At 68.1% G+C, this 19,631-nt stretch carries 12 protein-coding genes; 5 read left to right on the top strand and 7 right to left on the bottom strand.

Features of this window, described 5'->3' with window-relative positions; translation table 11 throughout:
- Together C472_RS08920 and C472_RS08915 are read right to left on the bottom strand one after the other, a co-directional pair.
- The coding region (locus tag C472_RS08920; RefSeq protein ID WP_449271986.1) for a DUF7827 domain-containing protein at positions 1-3,019 on the bottom strand (3,019 nt) is incomplete at its 3' end.
- Between the two features lie 857 nt (positions 3,020-3,876).
- The gene (locus C472_RS08915; protein ID WP_006629496.1) at positions 3,877-4,509 is read right to left on the bottom strand and encodes a TetR/AcrR family transcriptional regulator; all 633 of its coding nucleotides are present in this window, start codon (positions 4,507-4,509) and stop codon (positions 3,877-3,879) included.
- Between the two features lie 261 nt (positions 4,510-4,770).
- On the opposite strand from C472_RS08915, the gene C472_RS08910 reads away from it, so the two are divergent.
- The gene (locus tag C472_RS08910; protein ID WP_006629495.1) at positions 4,771-6,405 is read left to right on the top strand and encodes a COG1361 S-layer family protein; all 1,635 of its coding nucleotides are present in this window, start codon (positions 4,771-4,773) and stop codon (positions 6,403-6,405) included.
- Positions 6,406-6,408: 3 nt separating this feature from the next.
- A complete protein-coding gene (locus C472_RS08905; protein ID WP_006629494.1) occupies positions 6,409-8,877 on the top strand; it encodes an efflux RND transporter permease subunit in 2,469 nt (822 codons plus the stop codon).
- Positions 8,878-8,925: 48 nt separating this feature from the next.
- Here the strand turns inward: C472_RS08905 and C472_RS08900 are convergent, their stop codons facing one another.
- Positions 8,926-9,657: a bacteriorhodopsin gene (locus tag C472_RS08900; RefSeq protein ID WP_006629493.1), complete on the bottom strand. Its 732-nt coding sequence runs from the start codon at positions 9,655-9,657 to the stop codon at positions 8,926-8,928.
- 6 nt (positions 9,658-9,663) lie between these two features.
- Positions 9,664-11,304: a methyl-accepting chemotaxis protein gene (locus tag C472_RS08895; RefSeq protein WP_006629492.1), complete on the bottom strand. Its 1,641-nt coding sequence runs from the start codon at positions 11,302-11,304 to the stop codon at positions 9,664-9,666.
- A 176-nt stretch (positions 11,305-11,480) separates the two neighbouring features.
- Between C472_RS08895 and C472_RS08890 the strand changes: the two genes are divergently transcribed.
- A complete protein-coding gene (locus C472_RS08890; RefSeq protein WP_006629491.1) occupies positions 11,481-11,930 on the top strand; it encodes an acyl-CoA thioesterase in 450 nt (149 codons plus the stop codon).
- 263 nt (positions 11,931-12,193) lie between these two features.
- Positions 12,194-13,963 (top strand): L-lactate permease, encoded by a 1,770-nt coding sequence (locus C472_RS08885; protein ID WP_006629490.1) that lies wholly within the window; start codon positions 12,194-12,196, stop codon positions 13,961-13,963.
- A 137-nt stretch (positions 13,964-14,100) separates the two neighbouring features.
- Here the strand turns inward: C472_RS08885 and C472_RS18005 are convergent, their stop codons facing one another.
- The gene (locus C472_RS18005; protein WP_275039748.1) at positions 14,101-14,223 is read right to left on the bottom strand and encodes a hypothetical protein; all 123 of its coding nucleotides are present in this window, start codon (positions 14,221-14,223) and stop codon (positions 14,101-14,103) included.
- 215 nt (positions 14,224-14,438) lie between these two features.
- Positions 14,439-17,534: an FAD-binding and (Fe-S)-binding domain-containing protein gene (locus C472_RS08880; protein ID WP_006629489.1), complete on the bottom strand. Its 3,096-nt coding sequence runs from the start codon at positions 17,532-17,534 to the stop codon at positions 14,439-14,441.
- 134 nt (positions 17,535-17,668) lie between these two features.
- Here C472_RS08880 and C472_RS08875 point away from each other — a divergent pair, with 134 nt between their 5' ends.
- A complete protein-coding gene (locus tag C472_RS08875) occupies positions 17,669-18,037 on the top strand; it encodes a VOC family protein (protein ID WP_006629488.1) in 369 nt (122 codons plus the stop codon).
- A 598-nt stretch (positions 18,038-18,635) separates the two neighbouring features.
- Here C472_RS08875 and C472_RS08870 read toward each other — a convergent pair.
- The gene (locus C472_RS08870; RefSeq protein ID WP_049906472.1) at positions 18,636-19,547 is read right to left on the bottom strand and encodes an HpcH/HpaI aldolase/citrate lyase family protein; all 912 of its coding nucleotides are present in this window, start codon (positions 19,545-19,547) and stop codon (positions 18,636-18,638) included.
- Positions 19,548-19,631: the final 84 nt, after the last annotated feature.

Raw genomic sequence — 19,631 nt, 5'->3', positions numbered from 1 at the left:
CGTCGTCTTCGGGGTCGAGCAGGCGCTGGTCCTGAACGGTGAACTCGACCGTGAAGTCGACATCCTCGTCGTTGTCGAGCGAGCCGTCGTCATCAGTGAACGTGACGTCGCTCGTGTCGAGGAGGATGTAGTAGTCGTCGTTCGCCTCGTCCTCAACGACATCGAAGTCAGTCGCCGTGAGGTCGACGGTACGACGGTTTGCGTTCGGACCCGCACTGTCGCGCGTCTCGCGGATGCGGAGCTGAACGGCGGTGTCGTCGTTCAGATCGTTGTTGACGTTGTTCGTCGCGAGGTACGCAAGCTGGCCAGCGACATCGTCGTCGTCGTAGCCGCCTGCGTTAGCAGCGTAGTCGAGCGCGCCTTCGAGGCCGCTCGCGCTAAGCTGGTGGACACTGACGTCGTCGTAGGCGACCGTCTCAGTCTGCGTGATCAGGTCGTCTTCGACGGCGCTCGTGATTTCGCCGAGCTGCTCGTCGTCGTCAGCGTCGGTCACGTCGCTCGCCGTGTCGTCGGAGGCCGTCCACAGCTGGAGGTTCTCCGTGGTGCGCTCTTCGATGAAGAGCGTCGCGACGTCGTCCGAGTTGTCGAGCGTCTCGTCGAAGTCGCTCGAAGCGCTCGACGAGATGTCGTAGTCACCGCTCGACAGGATGTTATTGAGTTCCGTCTCGTATTCAACGTCGATCTCGTCGTCGTCGTCGTCGGTGTCGACGAGCGAGACCGCGGTCTCATCTTCGAGACCAGCAGTGTAGGTGTTGAATTCGAGCGTGACCTGGTCGTCATCACCGAAGTCGTTGATGGTGACGTTGCTCTGGTAGCCGAAGTCGTCCTCGTCACCGACGACGACCGTACCGGAGCTGGCCGTGCCGTCAGCGGTCACGTTGAACTCGATGACGTCACCCTGCTCTTGGGTGAGGCTACCTTCTTCAATGTTGACTTCGCCGTCGCCGCTCTCCTCGACGGTGATGGAGTCTTCGTCCTCAGCCGTCGAGTCAACGACGCTCGCGTTGAAGTCGTAGTCGTCCGCGTCGATGTCAGTGAAGTTCAGCTCGTGGTCGCCCTCCGCGCCGAAGAGGGTGATGTACCCGTCTTCAACGTGGAGCGCGTAGTCGCCGGAGCTCGCGCCGGCGCTTGCGACATCGTAGCGGTCGTAGTCGTCAGTGTCCTCAAGAACCTCGTCTCCGGTGAACGCGTCATCGAAGATCTGCTCGAGGTCCTCTTCGTCGAGGCCGTCAACATCGATGTTGACGTTGTAGTTGTTACGCGCGGTGGAGTCGATCTCGTAGTCGACCAGCGCGTCGTCGCCCTGGTCGCCGACAGTGTCACCGTCGAACTCGGCGTCCAGGTCCTGCGGGATGACGGACAGCCGGATGTCGTAGTTCGGATCCTCAGTATCGACCGCGTCACCCGTGGACTGCGTGGAGATGACGTACTGGCCCTCGTCGCGGTTTTCAGTGTCGATGACGACGCGACCGTCGTCACCGTCGAGCGCGGCAACAGACGTGCCGAGCTCGTTGGTGTCACCGCTAGTGTCGAGGCGGTACAGACGGAGGTCGTCAGTGGTGGAGCCCGGGATATCCGTCACATCGTAGAGGACTTCCTGACCCTGGTACAGCGTCGCACCAGAGTTGGTACCCTCGTTACGGTCGAAGTCGTAGAGGTCGCTGTCGTCCGGCTCAGTAATATCGATGTCAGCCGTGTCGGAGCCGACCGAGTCGACCTCACCGTTTGCGGCCGTGATCTCGTAGAGCGAGTCAGTAGTCTCCAGGGAGCTCACATCAAGCGTGGCGGAGACGGTCTCCGTGTTGCCCGCATCGATTGCAGGCACGTCAACGGTAACGTCCGGGACATCGTCGTTGGACGTCCCACCGACGGTAAGCGTCTGGGCGCTACCGTCTTCATTACCGTCGTTCGTCACGTCGATGTCGACGGTGAGTTCCTCGTCAACACCATCGGCGATGGTGTAGGTGTCCTGCGTGATGTCGACAGCGTAGTTCGCACCGCTGTCTTGGACGTTGATCGTCTGTGTGTCGTCTTCGTCGTTATCGGTAGTTACAGTAACGTCGAAGGCCGATTCCGCGTCATCGGAATCTGTGGCGAACGAGACGGTAACGTCTTCAGACGAACCGGGAGTCAACGAGAGGGACTGAGCTTCCGAGCCGAGTCCCTGAGCGTCGAAGCCGATTGTCTGTGTGCTGGAGGATTCAAGATTGTTCTGAATTGTGGCGGTCACTTCAGCGGCGGAGCCAGCCACCGGATTGGTGACCTGAACGTCCGTGATCTCGAACCCGTAGAAGAACGTGTCAGACACGGAGTCTGCATCGTTTCCAGCAGCGTCCTCAGCCGTGCCAACGCTGGCTTCGTACTCACCGTTACCGGCGTTATAAGCCTGGGTGGAGTCCAGCGTGTACGTGTACGTTCCAGAGTCCTCGGTTTCTGTGAAGTCTCCCTCGGAGAATGTAGTCAGCTCAGAGTCAGACGGGTCGTCGACCGACACGCTGATCGTTGTGAGCTGCTCGTCCGAATCGAACGAGAAGTCAAGGTTACCGTCCCCGTCGTTAGACAGGTCCGCGTTGGACAGGCTTGGCGACGTGTCGTCGACAGTGACGGTTGCCGTAGACTCAGGGGCAGAGGTCTCGTCGTACTCGCTGAGCTGTTGAGCGTTAACCGTCAGTTCACCCTCAGTGAACGAGTTCCCACTGATGTCGATGGTCGTGGTGAACGAGGTGGGTTCATCTCCAGTAGCAAGGTCCCCACTCGCGACGGCAGCATCATATGTTACTGATGTCTCACCATCAGTAACATTGAATGAGACATCGGTAGTGTCATCGTCAACTGTGCCACTTACTTCCAGTGCGCTTTCACTGGGTTGGACCGTATCCTGAGTTATCTCCAAGGAGTCGGAGTTAACGGTCGCAGCAGCCGGCGCAGCAGCGAAGCCGGCCGCGACCATGGACACGATCATAACCGCCGCGAAGAAGACCGCATTGGCCTTCTCGCGATAGTTTGTGTCGTTTGTCATTGTTGTTGTGTTGTGTTCTGCGTCGCGACACCCTGCTTTGCCCCGTTCTCGATCGCCCGTTCGTCATCGACCAACATCGCATCGAGGGCGCGACCGGACTCGACCGGGATTACTCGCAATCGGCGTCGCATTCTGCACCGGGTAGGGCTGCGTCCGTAACATCTGTCGTTGGGTATATATGCTTTGTGTGGGCTCATGCGGTGTGTTAATGCCCCTCACAGCACGTAGCGGGCGTCAGACGGTCGTTTTCAGAATTGAGAGTATCGGGGGCGCACGGGCGTTATCGGATAAATACCGGTTGGCTGCCGTGTCCGTTCGTGCGACCGGAACATCTACATGCGCGCTGCAGCGAAGATGAGACAGGGTTTAGACCCTCTCAGGCGACTGGGTGCCGATTTCCAGGGTAGGGACCTGCCCAGTCGTCTGCGTTCCCCGCGGTGTTACGCCCCGAGGAGTGACGACTACGCCTCCGTTTCGTCGTCACCGCGGTCGGGAGAGGCCGCCGCAGCCGCCTCGCCCTACGAGCTGAACCGACGCTGATACGTCGCGAGTCCGTACTCGCCCTCGCGAGCGACGTTCGGCGCGGCTGCGGACTCGGATCGAACGCGGTCGACCGCCGGGACCGACGTGCGGCTGGTGTCCGTCCGAGCGACTGTGTCAGTCGACGGTTGTTCCTTCGCGTGCGTACGCGAGAACGGGCGCGAGAGTGCCCTCGCGGGCGACCGAGCAGGGGAGGGGAGTTCGCCCGGTCGTCCGCGACGGTTTTCGAGAGATCGTCGCACTCGCGAGCCGCATCGATCTCGTGCGTCCTAACCGCAGGCGTCGCCGCGCGGCGCTGTCGTGCGACGACGGTCGCCTCACTCGGCGGCCGCCTCGCCGGCGGCGTCGACGAACAGCCCGTCGACGATGGTGTCGATCAGCGCGCGGTCGACGCGGGCGGGCTCGGTGGCGGTGCCGGGCTCGCGCACCAGCTCCTGCGAGCGCGTGGTGAAGACGAGCGAGGTGACCGCGTCCCGGACGAGGTCGGGGTCGTCGAACCGGAACGACGGCTCCTCGACCCATCGGTCGGCGTAGCCCAGCGGCTCGCCCGGCGGGTCGGCCGCGAGCGACTCCCGCTCGGACTCGGAGAGCTGATCGAGCAGCGCCTGGAGCTCGTTCTCGACGATCAGCCGCGAGATGAGCGGGTCGGAGCGCACCTCGTCGAACAGCGTTTCGAGCATCGTCCGGACCTCCTCGCGCGGCGTCGCGGCGGCCGCGACCGCGGCGTCGACGCGCTCGATGAGCCGGTCGCGCTCCCGCTTGAGCACCGCGACGTACAGCATCTCCTTCGAGTCGAAGAACTGGTAGAACGTGCTCGTCCCGATGTCGACGGCCTCGGTCACGTCCTTGATCCGCGTCCGCTCGAAACCGTGTCTGGTGAACAGCTCGCGGCCCGCCTCGACCAACTCGCCGCGGATCCGCTCGCGGTCCTCGTCGCTGAACCGAGTCATCGTCTCGGTCGACGCGTCGGTTCGGGGTAATGGTTCTGAAACGACATACACCGGCGTACGATTCCACGAACGAAAACATTATTGGTTCGTGGGTTTTTCAGAGAGTGTGAAACGACTCCGTTCTCGATTGTGCGTCTCGGCTGCGGACCGACTGGCTGCGACTCCGACGAACCCCCGTCGCTCGGGTGAGAGGCGGGCGAACGACGACGCCGACGGGACCGGTCGGACTCCCGCGCGGCGCGACGACGCGGAGGTGGCGGCGTGAGGGGGCGTCGCGCGCTCACCGCGCTCCTCGTCGTCTCCCTGTTCGTCTCCGGGACCGTGGCGGTCGCGGGGGCCTCCGTCGCGGGGCAGTCCGGCGACGCCGTCGAACAGCAGGCCGGCGCGACGATCCGCGGCTCGCCGGATCTGGCCGTCTCCGTCGCGCAGCCGACGATCAACGTCGGCGAGACCAACTCCGTCTCGCTCCAAGTCACCAACGACGGCGACCTCGATCTGGGCCCCTCTGACGCGCGCGCGGTGGTGACCACGGCCCGGAACGTGCGCGTCGAGGCCGACGCCGGCGGCACGCCCCTCACCGTCGAGACGGGCACCGTGGCGATCGGCGCGGTCACCGAGAACCGACCCGGCGAAGCGCCGATCGCGGTCGGCGTCCCGAGCGACGTCGAACCGGGCACCTACGACATCGACGTCGAACTGCGGTACTCCCACACCTACCAGCAGTCCGGCAACGTCGTCTACGACCGGCAGGAGACCGTCGACCGCGAGGTCACCGTCGAGGTGAGCGACGACGCCCGCTTCGAGATCACGAAGGTGACGACCGACGCGCGGATCGGCGACCAGGGGACGCTCGAAGCCGAGGTCGAGAACGTCGGTGCCGACGCCGCCAGCGACGCGACGGTCACGCTGGAGTCGGCGAGCGCCGGGCTCGCGTTCGGCGAGAGCCCGCGCGACTCCGCCCGGATCGGGCAACTCGAACCGGGCGAGACGGCGACCGTGACCTACGACGTCGGCTTCGCGGCCGGCGCGCCCGTCCGCGACTACGCGCTCGACGGGACGGTCACCTTCGACACGAGCGAGGGGTACCAGCGCGCCGACGAGAGCCCGTCCGCGAGCGTCCGGCCGGGTGCCGAACAGCGCTTCTCGATCGACGACGTCGACTCCGACCTCTACGTCGGCGAGAAGGGCGACCTCCGGGGGACGGTCACCAACGACGGCCCCGCGACGGCGCGCAACGTCGTCGTCCAGTACGCCGAGCAGTCAGCGAACGTCGTCCCCCTCGAACGCTCGGTCGCCGTCGGCACGCTCGATCCGGGCGAGTCCGCCGACTTCCGGCTGCCGATCGAGGTGGGCGGCGAGGCCGAGGCGGTCGCCCGCACCGCGGACGTCGCGGTCCAGTACCGCACCGCCGACCTCGAACGGCGGGCCTACCAGGACCTTGAGCTCCTCTTCGACGTCGCGCCCGAGCGCGACCGGTTCGACGTCGCGGTCGCCGACCGAACGCTGGAGACGGGCGGCGAGCGCACCCTCTCGGTCGAGGTGACGAACAACCTCGACGAGACTGTGAGCGACGTCGAGGCCCGGCTGTTCGCCGACGACCCGATCGCGACCGGCGACACGGACACGGGCTACGCGCAGTCGATCGAACCGGGCGAGACCGTGACGATGACGTTCGACCTGAGCGCGACCGCGGCGGCCACGCCCGGGAGCACGTACCCGATCTCGTTCGACTTCCGGTACGACGACGCCGACGGTGACAGCCAGCTGTCCGACACGGTCCGGACGCCGATCGACGTGACGGAGAGCGAGGGCGGCGGACTGCCGGTCGGTCCGATCGTCGTCGCGCTCGTCGTCGTCGCGGCCGGTGGCGCGGCCGTCTGGTACCGGAGGCGGTAAGCGATGCGAGTCGGCGAGCGGATCGAGGCGGGAATACGACGCCTCAACGACGTCATCGTCGACCGCCCGCGCGCGGTCGTCGTCGCGTTCCTCCTGCTGACCGCGGTGTTCGCGGGGGGGATCGGGCTCGTCTCCACCGAGACCGAACCCACGGAGGGGTTCACCGAAGGGCTCGACGAACAGGAGGCGCTCGACGCGGTCAACGAGGAGTTCGAGGACCCGTTCGCGGCCGACGGCGAGTCGACCCAGCTGATCCACGTCAGCGGGAACGCCCTCTCGAAGGAGGCGCTCGTCAGGAACCTCCGGGTGATCGAACGCGTCGAGTCCCGGGAGTCGCTGCGGGTGGCGGACGCGAACGGCCCGGCCACGATCGTCGCGCAGGCGATCGACCCCTCGGCGACCACGGTGACCGAACAGCGCCGGGCGCTGGAGGGCGCGACCGAGACGGAGGTGCGCCGGACCGTCCGTCAGCTCGACGACGCGAACCCGGCGTTCTCGCGCAGCCTCGCGACCGACTTCAACCCGACGAGCGCCTCGGCGTCGGCCTCGATCACGGTCGTCTCGCACGACGTGCCGAGCGGGTTCGACGACCTCGCCGGGCTCCAGACGGAGGTCGCCTCGATCGCCGAGGACGAGCCGGCGGACATCCGGGCGTTCGGCACCGGGATCGTCAACGACGAGACCGGACAGGTGATCGGCGACTCGCTGACGATCGTGATGCCGGTCGTGGTGCTGCTGCTGTTGCTGTTCCTCGTCGTCGCCTACCGCGACCCGATCGACCTCTCGCTCGGGCTGCTGTCGCTTTTGATGACGGTGCTGTGGACGTTCGGGTTCCTCGGCTACTCGGGGATCCCGTTCAACCAGCAGATGATCGCCGTGCCCGTGCTCCTGCTCGCGGTGGGGGTCGACTTCGGGATCCACATCATCAACCGCTACCGCGAGGAGACCGTCCAGGGGTTCGAGCCCGTCGAGGCGATGCGGACCGCGAACAACCAGCTGATGGTCGCGTTCGTCATCGTCACGGTGACCACCGTGTTCGGGTTCGGCGCGAACGTCATCTCCGATCTCACGCCGATCCGAAATCTCGGGCTCGCGTCGGCGATCGGGATCGTGTTCACCTTCCTGATCTTCGGGCTGTTCCTCCCGGCGGCGAAACTGGAGGTCGACCGCCTGCGCGAGCGGTACGGCGTCCCCGAGTTCAACTCGAAGCCGATCTCCTCCGAGGACTCGACGCTCGGCCGCCTGCTCGCGTTCCCCGCGCGCGCCAGTCGGTACGCGCCGATCGCGTTCGTCGTGGTGCTACTGCTGACCGGCGGCGTCGCGGCCGCCTACGGGAGCGGCGTCGACACCTCCTTCGAGCAGGAGGACTTCCTCCCGCCGGCCGAGCAGCCGGAGTACGTCACGTCGCTGCCCGAGCCGTTCGCGCCCGGGACCTACACCGTCACGGAGACGATCAACCTGTTGGAGGACCGCTTCGCGACGAGTCAGGACCAGTCGGTGACGATATACGTCGAGGGGAACTTCGAAGAGAACCACGCCCTGGCGGCGCTTTCACAGCCGAACGCGGACCCGCCGGACGCGCTCGCGGTCGGTGACGGCGGGAGCGCCCGCCCGACGAGCGTCGCCACGGTGATCCGGTCGCACGCCGAGCGGGACCCCGAGTTCGGCGAGCTCGTCGCGCGGAACGACCGCGACGGGGACGGGGTGCCAGAGCAGAACCTCGACCGGGTCTACGACGAGCTGTTCGCGTCGCCGTCGGGCGACCGCGCCGAGCAGTTCCTCACGCCGGACCGGCGGAACGCCAAGGTCGAGTACGCGATCGACGCGGACGCGTCGCAGGCCGAGGCCGCCGCCGACGCCCGCGCGTTCGCCGACGACTTCCGGTACGAGGCGACCGCGACCGGACAGCTCGTCGTCTTCGACGCGATCACCGACATCATCTTCGACTCGGCGATCCAGGGGATGATCCTCGCCGTGGGGCTGACGGCCGGGTTCCTCGTCGTCGCCTACGCCGTGTTGGAGGGGAAGCCGTACCTGGGGATCGTGAACGTCTTCCCGATCCTGGTCGCCATCGCCTTCCTCATCGGGACCATGCGGGCGCTCGGCCTGTCGCTGAACGCGCTGACCGCGACGATCCTCTCGATATCCATCGGGCTGGGGATCGCGTACTCGGTCCACGCGACCCACCGGTTCATCGACGAGTACAACGACGGCCGGAACGCCTACGACGCGATGCTGAAGACGCTGTCGGGGACCGGGGGTGCGCTCCTCGGGAGCATGCTCACGACGTCGCTCGGCACTGGGGCGCTCGCGCTCGCGATCACGCCCGTGCTCGGCGACTTCGGCCTCCTGATGGCGCTCAGCGTGCTGTACTCGTTCGTGTTCACGGTCGTCGCGCTGCCGCCGGCGGTGTTGCTGTGGGAGCGCTACCGCGGCGCGCCGGCGGGACGACCCGCGGCGAGTTCGGCCTGAGTCCCGAGGCGGCCACCGTCGGCGGTTCGACCGCCTCGGACCCGACCGTCAGTCCGCGGCCGACGCGCCGGTCCCCGCGGAGGCGACACGCCCGCCGTCGTCGCCCTCCGCGGACTCCGTCTCCGCCGCCAGCGTCTCCACGTTCGCGAACACGAAGCCGGCGAAGCCGACGCGCAGGAGGAGATCGAGGTACTCCAGCGTCACCGTCGCCGTGAACGCGTCGAACACCCCGGCTATCTGGAGCATCGCCCACGCGATGAGCACGCCGAAGGCGAAAAGCGAGAGGTTGCGCGTCTTCTTGTAGAACAGCTCGCGGGCGGGGGGCTGGCGCGACGCGGCGCTCGCCACCGGGCCGAAGAGCAGCCCGACCAGCGCCGCGTACCCGACGAGGATGCCGAGCGTGCCCGCCGTCGCGAGCGGTCCCGCGAACACCTCGGCGAAGTCGTAGCCGAGCCGCATCGCGACGGTGACCGCGACGACCGCGCCAATGTACCGCCGGCTCGCCCCGGCGACGAACGCCGCGAACCCGAACAGGAACGGGTACGCCACGTAGTCGGTGAGTAGCTGCCCGCCCTCCAGCGTGCCGCTCGCGATGGGTATCGTCCCGATTCCCGCGCCCCAGAGTCCGACGCCGACGCCCGCGAGCGCCACGACCGCGACGAACGGGTAACAGTACCGGCGCAGTTCAGCGGGCTTGCGGCTCGCGAGCGCGAGCAGCGCGACCGCGGAGACCGCATAGATCCCCGCCGACGCGAACCGCACCGTGCCCGGCTCAATCATCGGCGCTCACCTCCGCGTCGCCGCCGGCCGGGTCCGGTGGCGCGTCGCCCCCGTCCGCGGCCGCGTCGGTCGCGCCGGGACCCNTGGCTCGGCGTCGGCCGCTGCCGCGGTCGCCGCCGTCACGGAGCCCGGCGTCGCGTCGGTCGCCCGCGTCTCGAACTGGGCGAGCCGCTCGGTGAGCGACGCGGTGCGCTCGGCGAGCGCCGTCGCCGTCTCGGCGAGGTCGCCGACGGTGTCGGCGGTGTCGTCCGCGGTCTCGGCCAGCGCCCGGGCGCGGTCCGCGGCGTCGGTGGCGGAGCCGTGGACCGCCTCGACGCGCGCCGCGACAGACTCGATCCCCTCCGCGCCCTCGTCGGTCGCCCGCGCGATGTCGCCCATCGCGACGTCGACGTCCTCGACGGTGCCGGTGAGCTCCTCGATCGCCGTCCCCGCCTCGCGCACCGCCGCGGTCGTCTCGTCCAACTCGGTCATCGTCCGGTCCATCTCGCCGGCGACCGCCGACACGTCCTCGGTCACCTCGCCGATCGTCGCCTCGATCTCCGTCGTCGACTCGCGCGTCTCCTCGGCGAGCCCCTTCACCTCGTCGGCGACGACCGCGAAGCCGTCGCCGTCGCCGCCCGCCCGCGACGCCTCGATCGAGGCGTTCAACGCGAGGATGTTGGTCTGCTCGGCGATGTCCGCGATCACGTCGGTTGTCTCCGCGACGCCGTCCATCCGGTCGTCCAACCCGGCGACCAGTTCGTCGAGGTCGGCGAGCAGGTCGCCGATCGCGGCGATCGCCTCGACCGCCTCCCGCGCCCGGGCCTCGCCCTCCTCGCCGAGGTCGGCCGCGGCACTCGCGTCGCCCGCCACCTCGTCGGTGGTGGAGGCGATCTCCTCGACCGTCGCGGAGAAGTCGTCGGTGTCCGCGGCCGTCTCGCGCAGCCGCTCGGTCTGCGCGTCCAGCTCGTCGGCCAGCTCGCGCATCTCGGCGGCCACCTCCTCGTTCATCGCCGCCACGTCGTCGGCCTCGGCCGCCATCTCCTCGCTCGTCGCCTCCACGTCGCCCGCGAACGACTGGATGTCCTCGACCGTCGTCGAGAGCCCGCCGGTCATCTCGTTGTACGCGGCCGTGATGCGCTCGATCGCGTCGACGTCGCTGTCCTCGGAGAGCCGGCGCGTGAGGTCGCCCTCCGCGGCCCGCTCCATCGCGCCGCCGATCTCCTCGGCGCGGTCGAGCAGCGTGTCGGACAGCGCCTCGGCCTCCTCGCGGGCCGTCTCCGCCTCCGACTGCGCGCGCTCGGACTCGGCGACCGCGTCCCGGAGCGACCGGCGCGTCTCGTCGAAGGCGTCGAACAGCCGCCCGATCTCGTCGCGGCGGTCGGAGGTCGCGCTCGCGTCGAACTCGCCGCGGCCGACCGCCTCGGCGGTCTCCGTCAGCCGCCGGAGTTCGACCGCGACGTTCCCGACGAGGACGATACCCAGCAGCCCGAGGTTCAGCGTGACGACGACGCCGACCGCCGTCAGCGCCGCCGTCGCCGCGGCCGGCGTCCCGACCGTCGCGACGTGCCCCGCGAAGAGGGCGACGAATCCGAGCGTCGCGGCGAGCGCCAGGAGCACGGCCGCCCCGACCCGTCGGCCGTACCGCGTGGTGATCGCGTTTAGCATATGGTCTGTATGTACCGAACGAGATGCCCTATTTAGGAGTACAGGCCAAATTACACGCGTCGATAATTCGACGGACGGTGAGTCTTCGACCCGGTTTTGGTCCGAAACCCGCCGAATTCGGGGTGACGGGCCGCCTCGGGACCGGCCTTTTTCCGGCAGCCGCGCCACCCACGAGCATGCCCAGCGTCAGCGACACGTACATCGAGAACCGCCAGCGCGTCCAGCCCACGCACACGAACAACTACGAGTCCGCCCACGGGGGCAACGTCGTCAAGTGGATGGACGAGATCGGCGCGATGTCCGCGATGCGCGCCGCGGGCGAGACCTGCGTCACGGCCAAGATCAACGGCCTCGACTTCAAGCGGCCGGTCCCGCAGGGAGACACCTGCGTCATCGAGTCGTACGTGTACGCGGTCGGGCGCACGAGCCTTCGCACGCGGATCCGCGCGTACCGCGAGTCGCCGCGCACCGGGGAGCGCCAGCTCACCACGGAGTCGTACTTCGTGTTCGTCGCCGTCGACGAGTCGGGGACGCCGACGGCCGTCCCGGAGCTGGCGGTCACGGGCGACCGCTGTCGGGAGCTCCGCGACGAGGCCCTCGCCGCGGAGCCGGACGAGGAGCGGTGATCGACCCCGCGGCGGCGCGACCGACCGCCGTCGCCCTCGACCGCGACCCGTCGCATGTCAGTCTCCCGTCGTCGGACGCCACCACCGTAGTATCCCCGCCGTAGGGGGTTGACGGCGGGGTTTCGAGCGAAAGTGACAGTTTCGTTGAAACGCGAGTTTTTATAATTAATGAACGTGATGAACCCACGTCGCATGTGGGTGACTATTCCTAACACGAGCCGTGGAGGGTGTCGAACCGCTGGACACGACGGAGGGGGGTCCGAATGACGACCGGGGTCGACGTCGCGATCGCGGCGGTCCCGCTGCTGCTCGCCGGCGTCCTGCTCGTCGGCCTCCTCTGGCCGGCGACCCGCGCGATGCCGCTGGCGTGGGTCGCCGCGATCGGGGTCGGCTACTTCGCGTGGAACATGCCGGTGAACTGGCTCGCCGGTGCCTCCGCCGTGGGGGTGATGACCGCGATCGAGATCCTCTGGATCGTCTTCGGCGCGCTCGTCCTCCTGTACACGCTGATGGAGGCGGGCGCGTTCGACCGGATCAACCGCGGGTTCGCGACGGTCAGCGACGACCGGCGCGTCCAGATCGTCCTGATCGCCTTCTTCATGGCGACGTTCATCGAGGGGGCGGCCGGCTTCGGGACGCCAGCGGCGGTCGTCGCGCCGCTGCTCTTGGGGCTCGGCTTCCCGGCGCTCGCGGCGGTGGTCGCGGCGATCATCGGCCACATCATCGCCGTCACCTACGGCGCGGTGGGGACGCCGATCGTGGTCGGGATCCAGAGCCCGATGGAGAGCGTCGAGTTCACCCGGACCGCGATCGAGGGCGGGGGGATGACCGTCCGGGAGTTCTCGGTCGAGGTGGCCGCGTGGGCCGCGACGTATCACGCCTTGATCGGGTTCGTGATGCCGCTGTTCGCGGTCGGGATGGTCGTGTACTTCTTCGGCGACCCCGACGAGCGGTCGCTCGCGCCGGCGTGGGAGGTCGCACCGCTCTGTCTGGTCGCCGGGACCTCCTTCGCGGTCCCGTACTGGGTCTCCGCGTGGTACCTCACCGCCGAGTTCCCGGCGCTCATCGGCTCGATGGTGGGCGGCGCGATCGTCCTGTCGATCCTGCGCGCGGGGTACCTGCTCCCGGACGAGGACTGGGAGTTCCCCGAGCGCGACCGCTGGGAGGACCACTGGGTCGGCTCGATCGAACCGGGGCAGTCGAACGGGTCGAACGGCGGCGGTGCCGAGAGCCGCGGCGGCGTCTCGCCCGAGGCGGAGGCGGCCGACATCACCGACGTCGACGAGGAGATGTCGCTCCTGAAGGCGTGGTCGCCGTACGTCCTGCTCGTGGTCCTGCTGGTCGTGACGCGGGCCGTCGGTCCGATCTCCGATTTCATCAACCGTAGCGTCTTCATCGTCAACTGGGACGGCATCCTCGGGACGACGCTCAACGGCTCCGTCGCGTGGATGAACGTCCCCGGATTCTGGCTGCTCGTGAGCGCCGTGCTGGCGATCCCGATCTTCGGGATGTCCGGTCAGGAGGTGGGCGACGCCTGGAAGGAGGCCGCCCGGAAGATCGTCTCGCCGTTCATCGCCCTCGTCTTCGTCATCGCGATGGTACAGGTGATGCTCCAGTCCGGCGCGCACCCCGGCGCGCCAGAGGTCGGGAGCATGATCGTGCTGCTCGCGCAGACGACCGCCGACCTGCTGGGGGTCGCGTACCCGGCGTTCGCGTCGCTGATCGGCGCGCTCGGGGCCGCGATGGCCGGGTCGAACACCGTCTCGAACATCACCTTCGGCGCGTTCCAGTTCGAGGCGGCGACGCAGCTCGGGCTCCCGCGGACGGTCATCGTCGGCGCGCAGGCCGTCGGCGGTGCCATCGGGAACCTCGTCGCGATCCACAACCTCGTCGCCGCGCTGGCGACCGTCGGCCTGCTCGGACAGGAGGGACGGGTGATGCGGCTGAACCTCATCCCCCTGCTGTACTACGCGACGGGCGTCGGACTGCTGTGTCTCCTGTTCAGCTACGTGCTGTTCACCGGCGTGTTCTGAGCGCCGGGACCGACGCCGCGGCGCGGCCTCTTTCGCCCGACGCGACCGCGACCCGCGAGCGGCGGCGACGTTCGGAGCGTCGGTTCGGTCCTGCTACGCGGCGGACGGCGCGTCACCGAGAGAAAGGGGAACCCGGTTCAGGCGCGCAGCCGTTCGACGAGGCGGGCGACCGGGCTGGTCGTCGCGTCGAGATCCTCGGGTCGCGGGGTGTCCTTCAGTCGCACGGAGCCGCTCTTGTAGATCGTTTTGATATCGGTCATTACGTTCGTAGATCGTACGCTCAGGGGCATAAGCGGCTCGAAATCGTAACGTATCGTGGCGGATAGTTCGTGATATATCGACGAGACAGTCAGGCTCGTTCGAAATGTTTCGCCGAGCGGGTTACACGGCAGACGGACGAGCGACCGGACCGAACGAGCGGAGCGGGGTTCCGCGGACGAGAGCCGGCGCGGCTCCCGAGACCGCCGCGCCGCCGTCAGTCGTCGGCGGCCGCCGGGCCGGTCGGCTCGGCGACGCTCGCGTCGGCGGCGACCGCGGGACCGGTCACCGCCTCGGCGACCTTCTCGATCGGGTGCGGCGGGGCCTCGGTGCCCTCGTCGCGGTCGCCCAGCTGGGACCGGCAGGACGCGCCGGGCGCGGTCACCGTCTCGCCGTCGCTCTCGTCGACCTGATCGAAGAGGATCCGCCCGATGGCCTTCGAGATGTCGTAGTGTTCCGACTCGTAGCCGAAGGAGCCGGCCATCCCGCAACAGGAGGAGTCGAGCGGGTCCACGTCGTAGCCGGCGCGACGCAGCACGCCGACCGCGTGGTGGTCCTTGTTCGTCGCCTTCTGGTTACAGTGGCCGTGGTAGGTGAGCGACTCGGCGGGCGCGTCGAACGCCAACCGCTCGTCGACGCGGCCGGCGTCGAGGTACTCCAGCACGCCGTAGGCGGCGGCCGACACGGTCTCGACGTCGTCGCCGTCGAGGAGATCGAGGTACTCGTCCTGGAACATCACGGCGTCCGAGGGCTCGACGAAGACGACCGACTGCCCGTCGCGGACCCGGGGCGCGAGCCGCTCGACGTTGGTCGCGGCGCGCTCGCGGGCCTCGTCGAGGAAGCCCGTCGAGAACGCCGCCCGCCCGGAGGCCGCCAAGTCGTCGGGCACCTCCACGCGGACGTTCGCGGCCTCCAGCACCGAGACGGCCGCCTTCCCGGCGGCCGGGTAGCTGTAGTTGGTGTAGGTGTCCGGGAATAAGGCGACCGTGTCGACCGCCTCGTCGGGCGCGACCGTCGAGCCGCCGCGCGCCGCGAACCAGTCCTCGAAGCTCTCCGAGCGGAACGTCGGCAGTTCGCGGTCGGGCGCGATCCCTGCGACCGCGTCCATCACGGCGCGAGCGCCGGGGATCTTCGTCGCCGCGTTCGAGACCGGCGCGAGCGCGCTCCCCAGCGCGGAGAAGCGGTCGATGTCCCGGAAGATCCGCTCGCGGAGCCCCGACCCCTCCTCCTCGTGGTGCTCGTGTTTCACCTCGGCCTTCAGCTTCGCGAGGTCGACCCCGGTCGGGCAGTCGCTCTTGCACCCCTTACAGCCGACGCAGAGGCCGAGCACCTCCTCTTGGAACCGGTCGGAGTGGATCTCGTCGTCGTCCAGTTCGCCGCTGATGGCGGCCCGGAGCATGTTGGCGCGCCCGCGGGTCGCCTGGATCTCCTCCTCGGAGGCGCGGTAGGTCGGGCACATCACGCCGGAGTCGGTCTCGCGGCACGTCCCGCAGCCGTTACACAGCTCGACGAGATGGGAGAAGCCGCCCTCGTCGTCGAAGTCCAGCTCCGTCTGCGGCTCGATCGACTCGTACGCCGGGCCGTACCGGAGGTTCTCGCGCATGTCCGTGTCGGCCGCGGTGTCGGGGTAGCCGCGCTCGGCGGCGGCCTCCCCGTCGACGTAGACGACCTTGCCCGGGTTCATCCGCCACTCGGGGTCGAACGTCGACTTGAGCTCCTGGAAGGCGCTCCAGAGGTCCTCGCCGTACATCTTCGGGTTGAACTCCGTACGCGCGAGCCCGTCGCCGTGCTCGCCGGAGAACGCGCCGTGGTGCTCCAAGACGAGGTCCGTGACGTCCTCGGAGATGGAGTGCATCTTCTCGACGCCCTCCTCCTCCTTGAGCGAGAGGATCGGGCGGATGTGGAGCGTGCCGCTCCCGGCGTGCGCGAAGTAGGCGGCCGAGGTGTCGTGGTCCGTCAGCACGTCCTCGAACTGCCCGACGTACTCGGCCAGCTCCTCGGGCGGCACCGTCGCGTCCTCGATGAACGGGTACGGCTTCGGGTCGCCGCGCATGCTCATCAGCAGCGGGATCGCGGCCTTGCGGAGCTTCCAGAGGTCCGCCTGATCCGCGTCGGTGTACGCCTCCAACACGTCGAAGGCGTCGCCCTCGTCGACGAAGTGGGCGGTCGTGTCCGCCATCGCCGCCTCGAAGTCGTCGACCAGCTCCGAGTCCCACTCCAGCATGAGCGCGGCGGCCGCGCGGTCCGGGATCGGCTCGGCGTACTGCGCGAACTCCTGTGACCCCGCGGCGAGCGAGAACACCTCGTCGTCCATCAGCTCGACCGCGCTCACCGGGAACTCCAGCGCCTCGGGCACCGCCTTCATCGCGTCGACCAGCGAGTCGAACGTGTACAGCGCCAGCGCCGTCTCCTCGGGGCGGGTGACCAGCGACACCTCGGCCTCGACGATCGTGCCGAGGGTGCCCTCCGCGCCGACGAACAGCTTCGAGAGGTTGATCACCGCCTCGCCGTCGTCGTTCTCGTAGATCACCTTGTGGAGGTTGTACCCGGAGACGGAGCGTTTGAGGTTCGGGTACTTCTCGTCGATCTGCGCCTCGTTGTCCTCGACGAGCGCCCGCGTCGTCTCGTACAGCGAGGCCTCCAGGTCGTCGCCCGACACGATCGCCTCGTACTCGGGGGAGTCGAGGACGACCTCGCGGGTGTGGAGCAGCGAGCCGTCAGCGAGCACGACCGTCAGCTCCTCCGTGTACGCGTCCGTGATCCCGTACCGCACCGAGTGCGCGCCGGTGGAGTTGTTGCCGATCCCGCCGACGACGGTCGCCCGCGCCGAGGAGGCCGGGTCGGGCGCGAACTTCAGCCCGTCCTCGGCCAGCCGGTCGTCGAGGTGGTCCTGCACGACGCCGGGCTGGACCACGGCCCGCCGGTCGTCGGGTCGGACCTCCAGAATCTCGTCCATGTGCTTCGAGAAGTCCAACACCACGCAGCCCGGCCCGACCGTCTGCCCGCCCAGCGAGGAGCCGGCACCCCGCGGGATGACCGGGACGCCGTGGTCGGCGGCGACGGCCATCGCGGCCTGTACGTCCTCGACGGAGCGCGGCAGGACGACGCCGGCCGGCCGCGCCTGATAGATGCTCCCGTCCGTCGCGTACAGCACCTGCGCGTACTCGTCGAACTGGACCTCTCCCGCGACCCGGTCGCGGAGGTCCGACGCCAGGTCCCGGTAGGCGGCCACGTCCGGCCGGTCGTGACCGAGCGCGGCCGCGGACGTGTCCAGGTCCGGCGCGTCACTCCCCCGCGTGGGTTCGGTTGCCATGGTGTACTCCGGGGCGAGAAAATGAATAAAACCTTTGTTAATGATAATTTTACGAGACGACGCCGACGCGGCCGCCGTCGCCGATGGCGCGGCTCCCGCCGGGATTTATGCCCTCACCGCGAGAGCCGAGACCCATGGAGATACTCCACACGTGTCTCAACGTGGCCGACGCGGACCGGGCGGCGGACTGGTACGTCGAACAGCTCGGGTTCGAGCGCTCCTGGGAGTTCACGACCGCTGACGGCGACACGCGGAACGTCTACGTCGCCGACGACGCGGGCGTCGAGTTCCAGCTGTCCGACGCCGACGGCGAGGAGCCGGGAGACGACGGCGACCGGTACGACCACGTCGCGGTCGGCGTCGACGACGTCGACGAGGCGTTCGAATCGATCGACCACCACGGCGTCGTGAAGGAGCCGGGCGACCAGCCGGAGGCGGGCGCGCGGACCGCGTTCGTCGAAGACCCCGACGGGCACGCGGTCGAACTGATCGAGCCCTTATAAATAGCACAGAGGAGGACGGGCGATTTCGGGAGTACGTATCGTGCGGTGATTGATCGGTCATTTATGAGTGATCAAGCGGCGTCGCTGTCGGCTATTTATAAGTAAACGATGACGTCACGGTGAGGACAGGCAAAGCCCCACCCACACAGCAACCGCACCGCACACCTCTCCAGCCTCGTCGCTGGCGGCTATCGCCGCCAGCGACTCCCTCGCGCGGTGCTCTCGCCGGCGGCTTCGCCGCCGGCTGTCCGAGAGACCTTCGGTCTCTCGCTACTCGCGGCCGCCTTCGGCGGCGCGCTCGGAGGCACGCGCCAACCGCCTCGTTCTTNCGGCGGCTTCGCCGCCGGCTGTCCGAGAGACCTTCGGTCTCTCGCTACTCGCGGCCGCCTTCGGCGGCGCGCTCGGAGGCACGCGCCGACCGCATCGTTCTTTACACGAGATCGTCGCCGTCGCTCAGATCATTTTTAAATATACGCTCGCCGGCACGGATTTACGATACGTACTCCCGCTGTCGTTCAGAACGCGACCGCTCCGAGACGCGGTCGACGCGAAAAAGTCGGGTGTCGGCGGGACGCGAGTCGACCGGTCGGTCGACCGATTACAGGATGCCGGCGGCTTCGGCCTTCTCGACGATGTCCTGAGCCATCTTGTTGGTCGCCTCGTCGACCATCTGGCCGTCGACGGACACCGCGCCCTTGCCCTCCTCCATCGCCTCGGCGTAGGCGTCGACGATGCGCTTGGCGCGCTCGGCCGTCTCCGGGTCCGGCGCGAACACTTCGTTGCCGATCTCGATCTGCGACGGGTGGATCGCCCACTTGCCGTCGCAGCCGATCATGTTGGCGTTGTTCGCGGACTCGCGGAACCCCTCGGGGTCCTCGATGTCCGCGTACGGGCCGTCGAGACAGGGGAGGCCGGCGGACTTCGCCGCGGAGTTACACTCCGAGAGCGCGTGGTGCCAGTAGTGGCCGGGGTACTCCGGGAACTGGCCGATGTCGAGTCCGGGCGTCCCCATCGCCGCCGAGTAGTCGCCGGGGCCGAAGATGATCGAAGAGAGGCGGTCGGAGGCGTGGGCGATCTCGTGGACGTTGTGGATCCCCTCGCCGTCCTCGATCTGGGGTTCGAGCCCGATCGCGCCGACCTCCAGCCCGTTGTTCTCCTCGACCTGTTCGAGGAGGTTCTCGACGGTGTGAACGTCGCTGGCGGATTTGACCTTCGGGACGATGATGTCGTCGATGAACTCGCCCGCCTCGCCGACGACGGAGATCACGTCGTCGTACCACCACTTGGTGTCAATTCCGTTCATCCGGAAGCTGAGGACCTTGTCGCTCCAGTCCTCCTCGCGGGCCGCCTCGATCAGCGGCTCGCGCGCGGCCGGCTTCGCGTCGGGCGCGACCGAGTCCTCCAAGTCGAGGAAGACCTCGTCGGCGTCGCTGTCGGCGGCCGAATGCATCATGTTCTCGTCGCTCGCAGGCGTCGCTAGCTGCGTCCGACGAAGGGTGACGTCAGTCATGTGTGACGGATCTATCACCCTTATCCATGAAAATAAAGCTACCCCAGTCGGGGTTTTTTACGTGGAGTCGGAACCGAGTGAATA

It is taken from the genome of Halorubrum tebenquichense DSM 14210, assembly GCF_000337415.1.
Taxonomy (GTDB): Archaea; Halobacteriota; Halobacteria; order Halobacteriales; family Haloferacaceae; genus Halorubrum; species Halorubrum tebenquichense.
The sequence above is the reverse complement of the archived record's forward strand: the minus strand, read 5'-3'. Positions and strand labels throughout refer to the sequence as shown.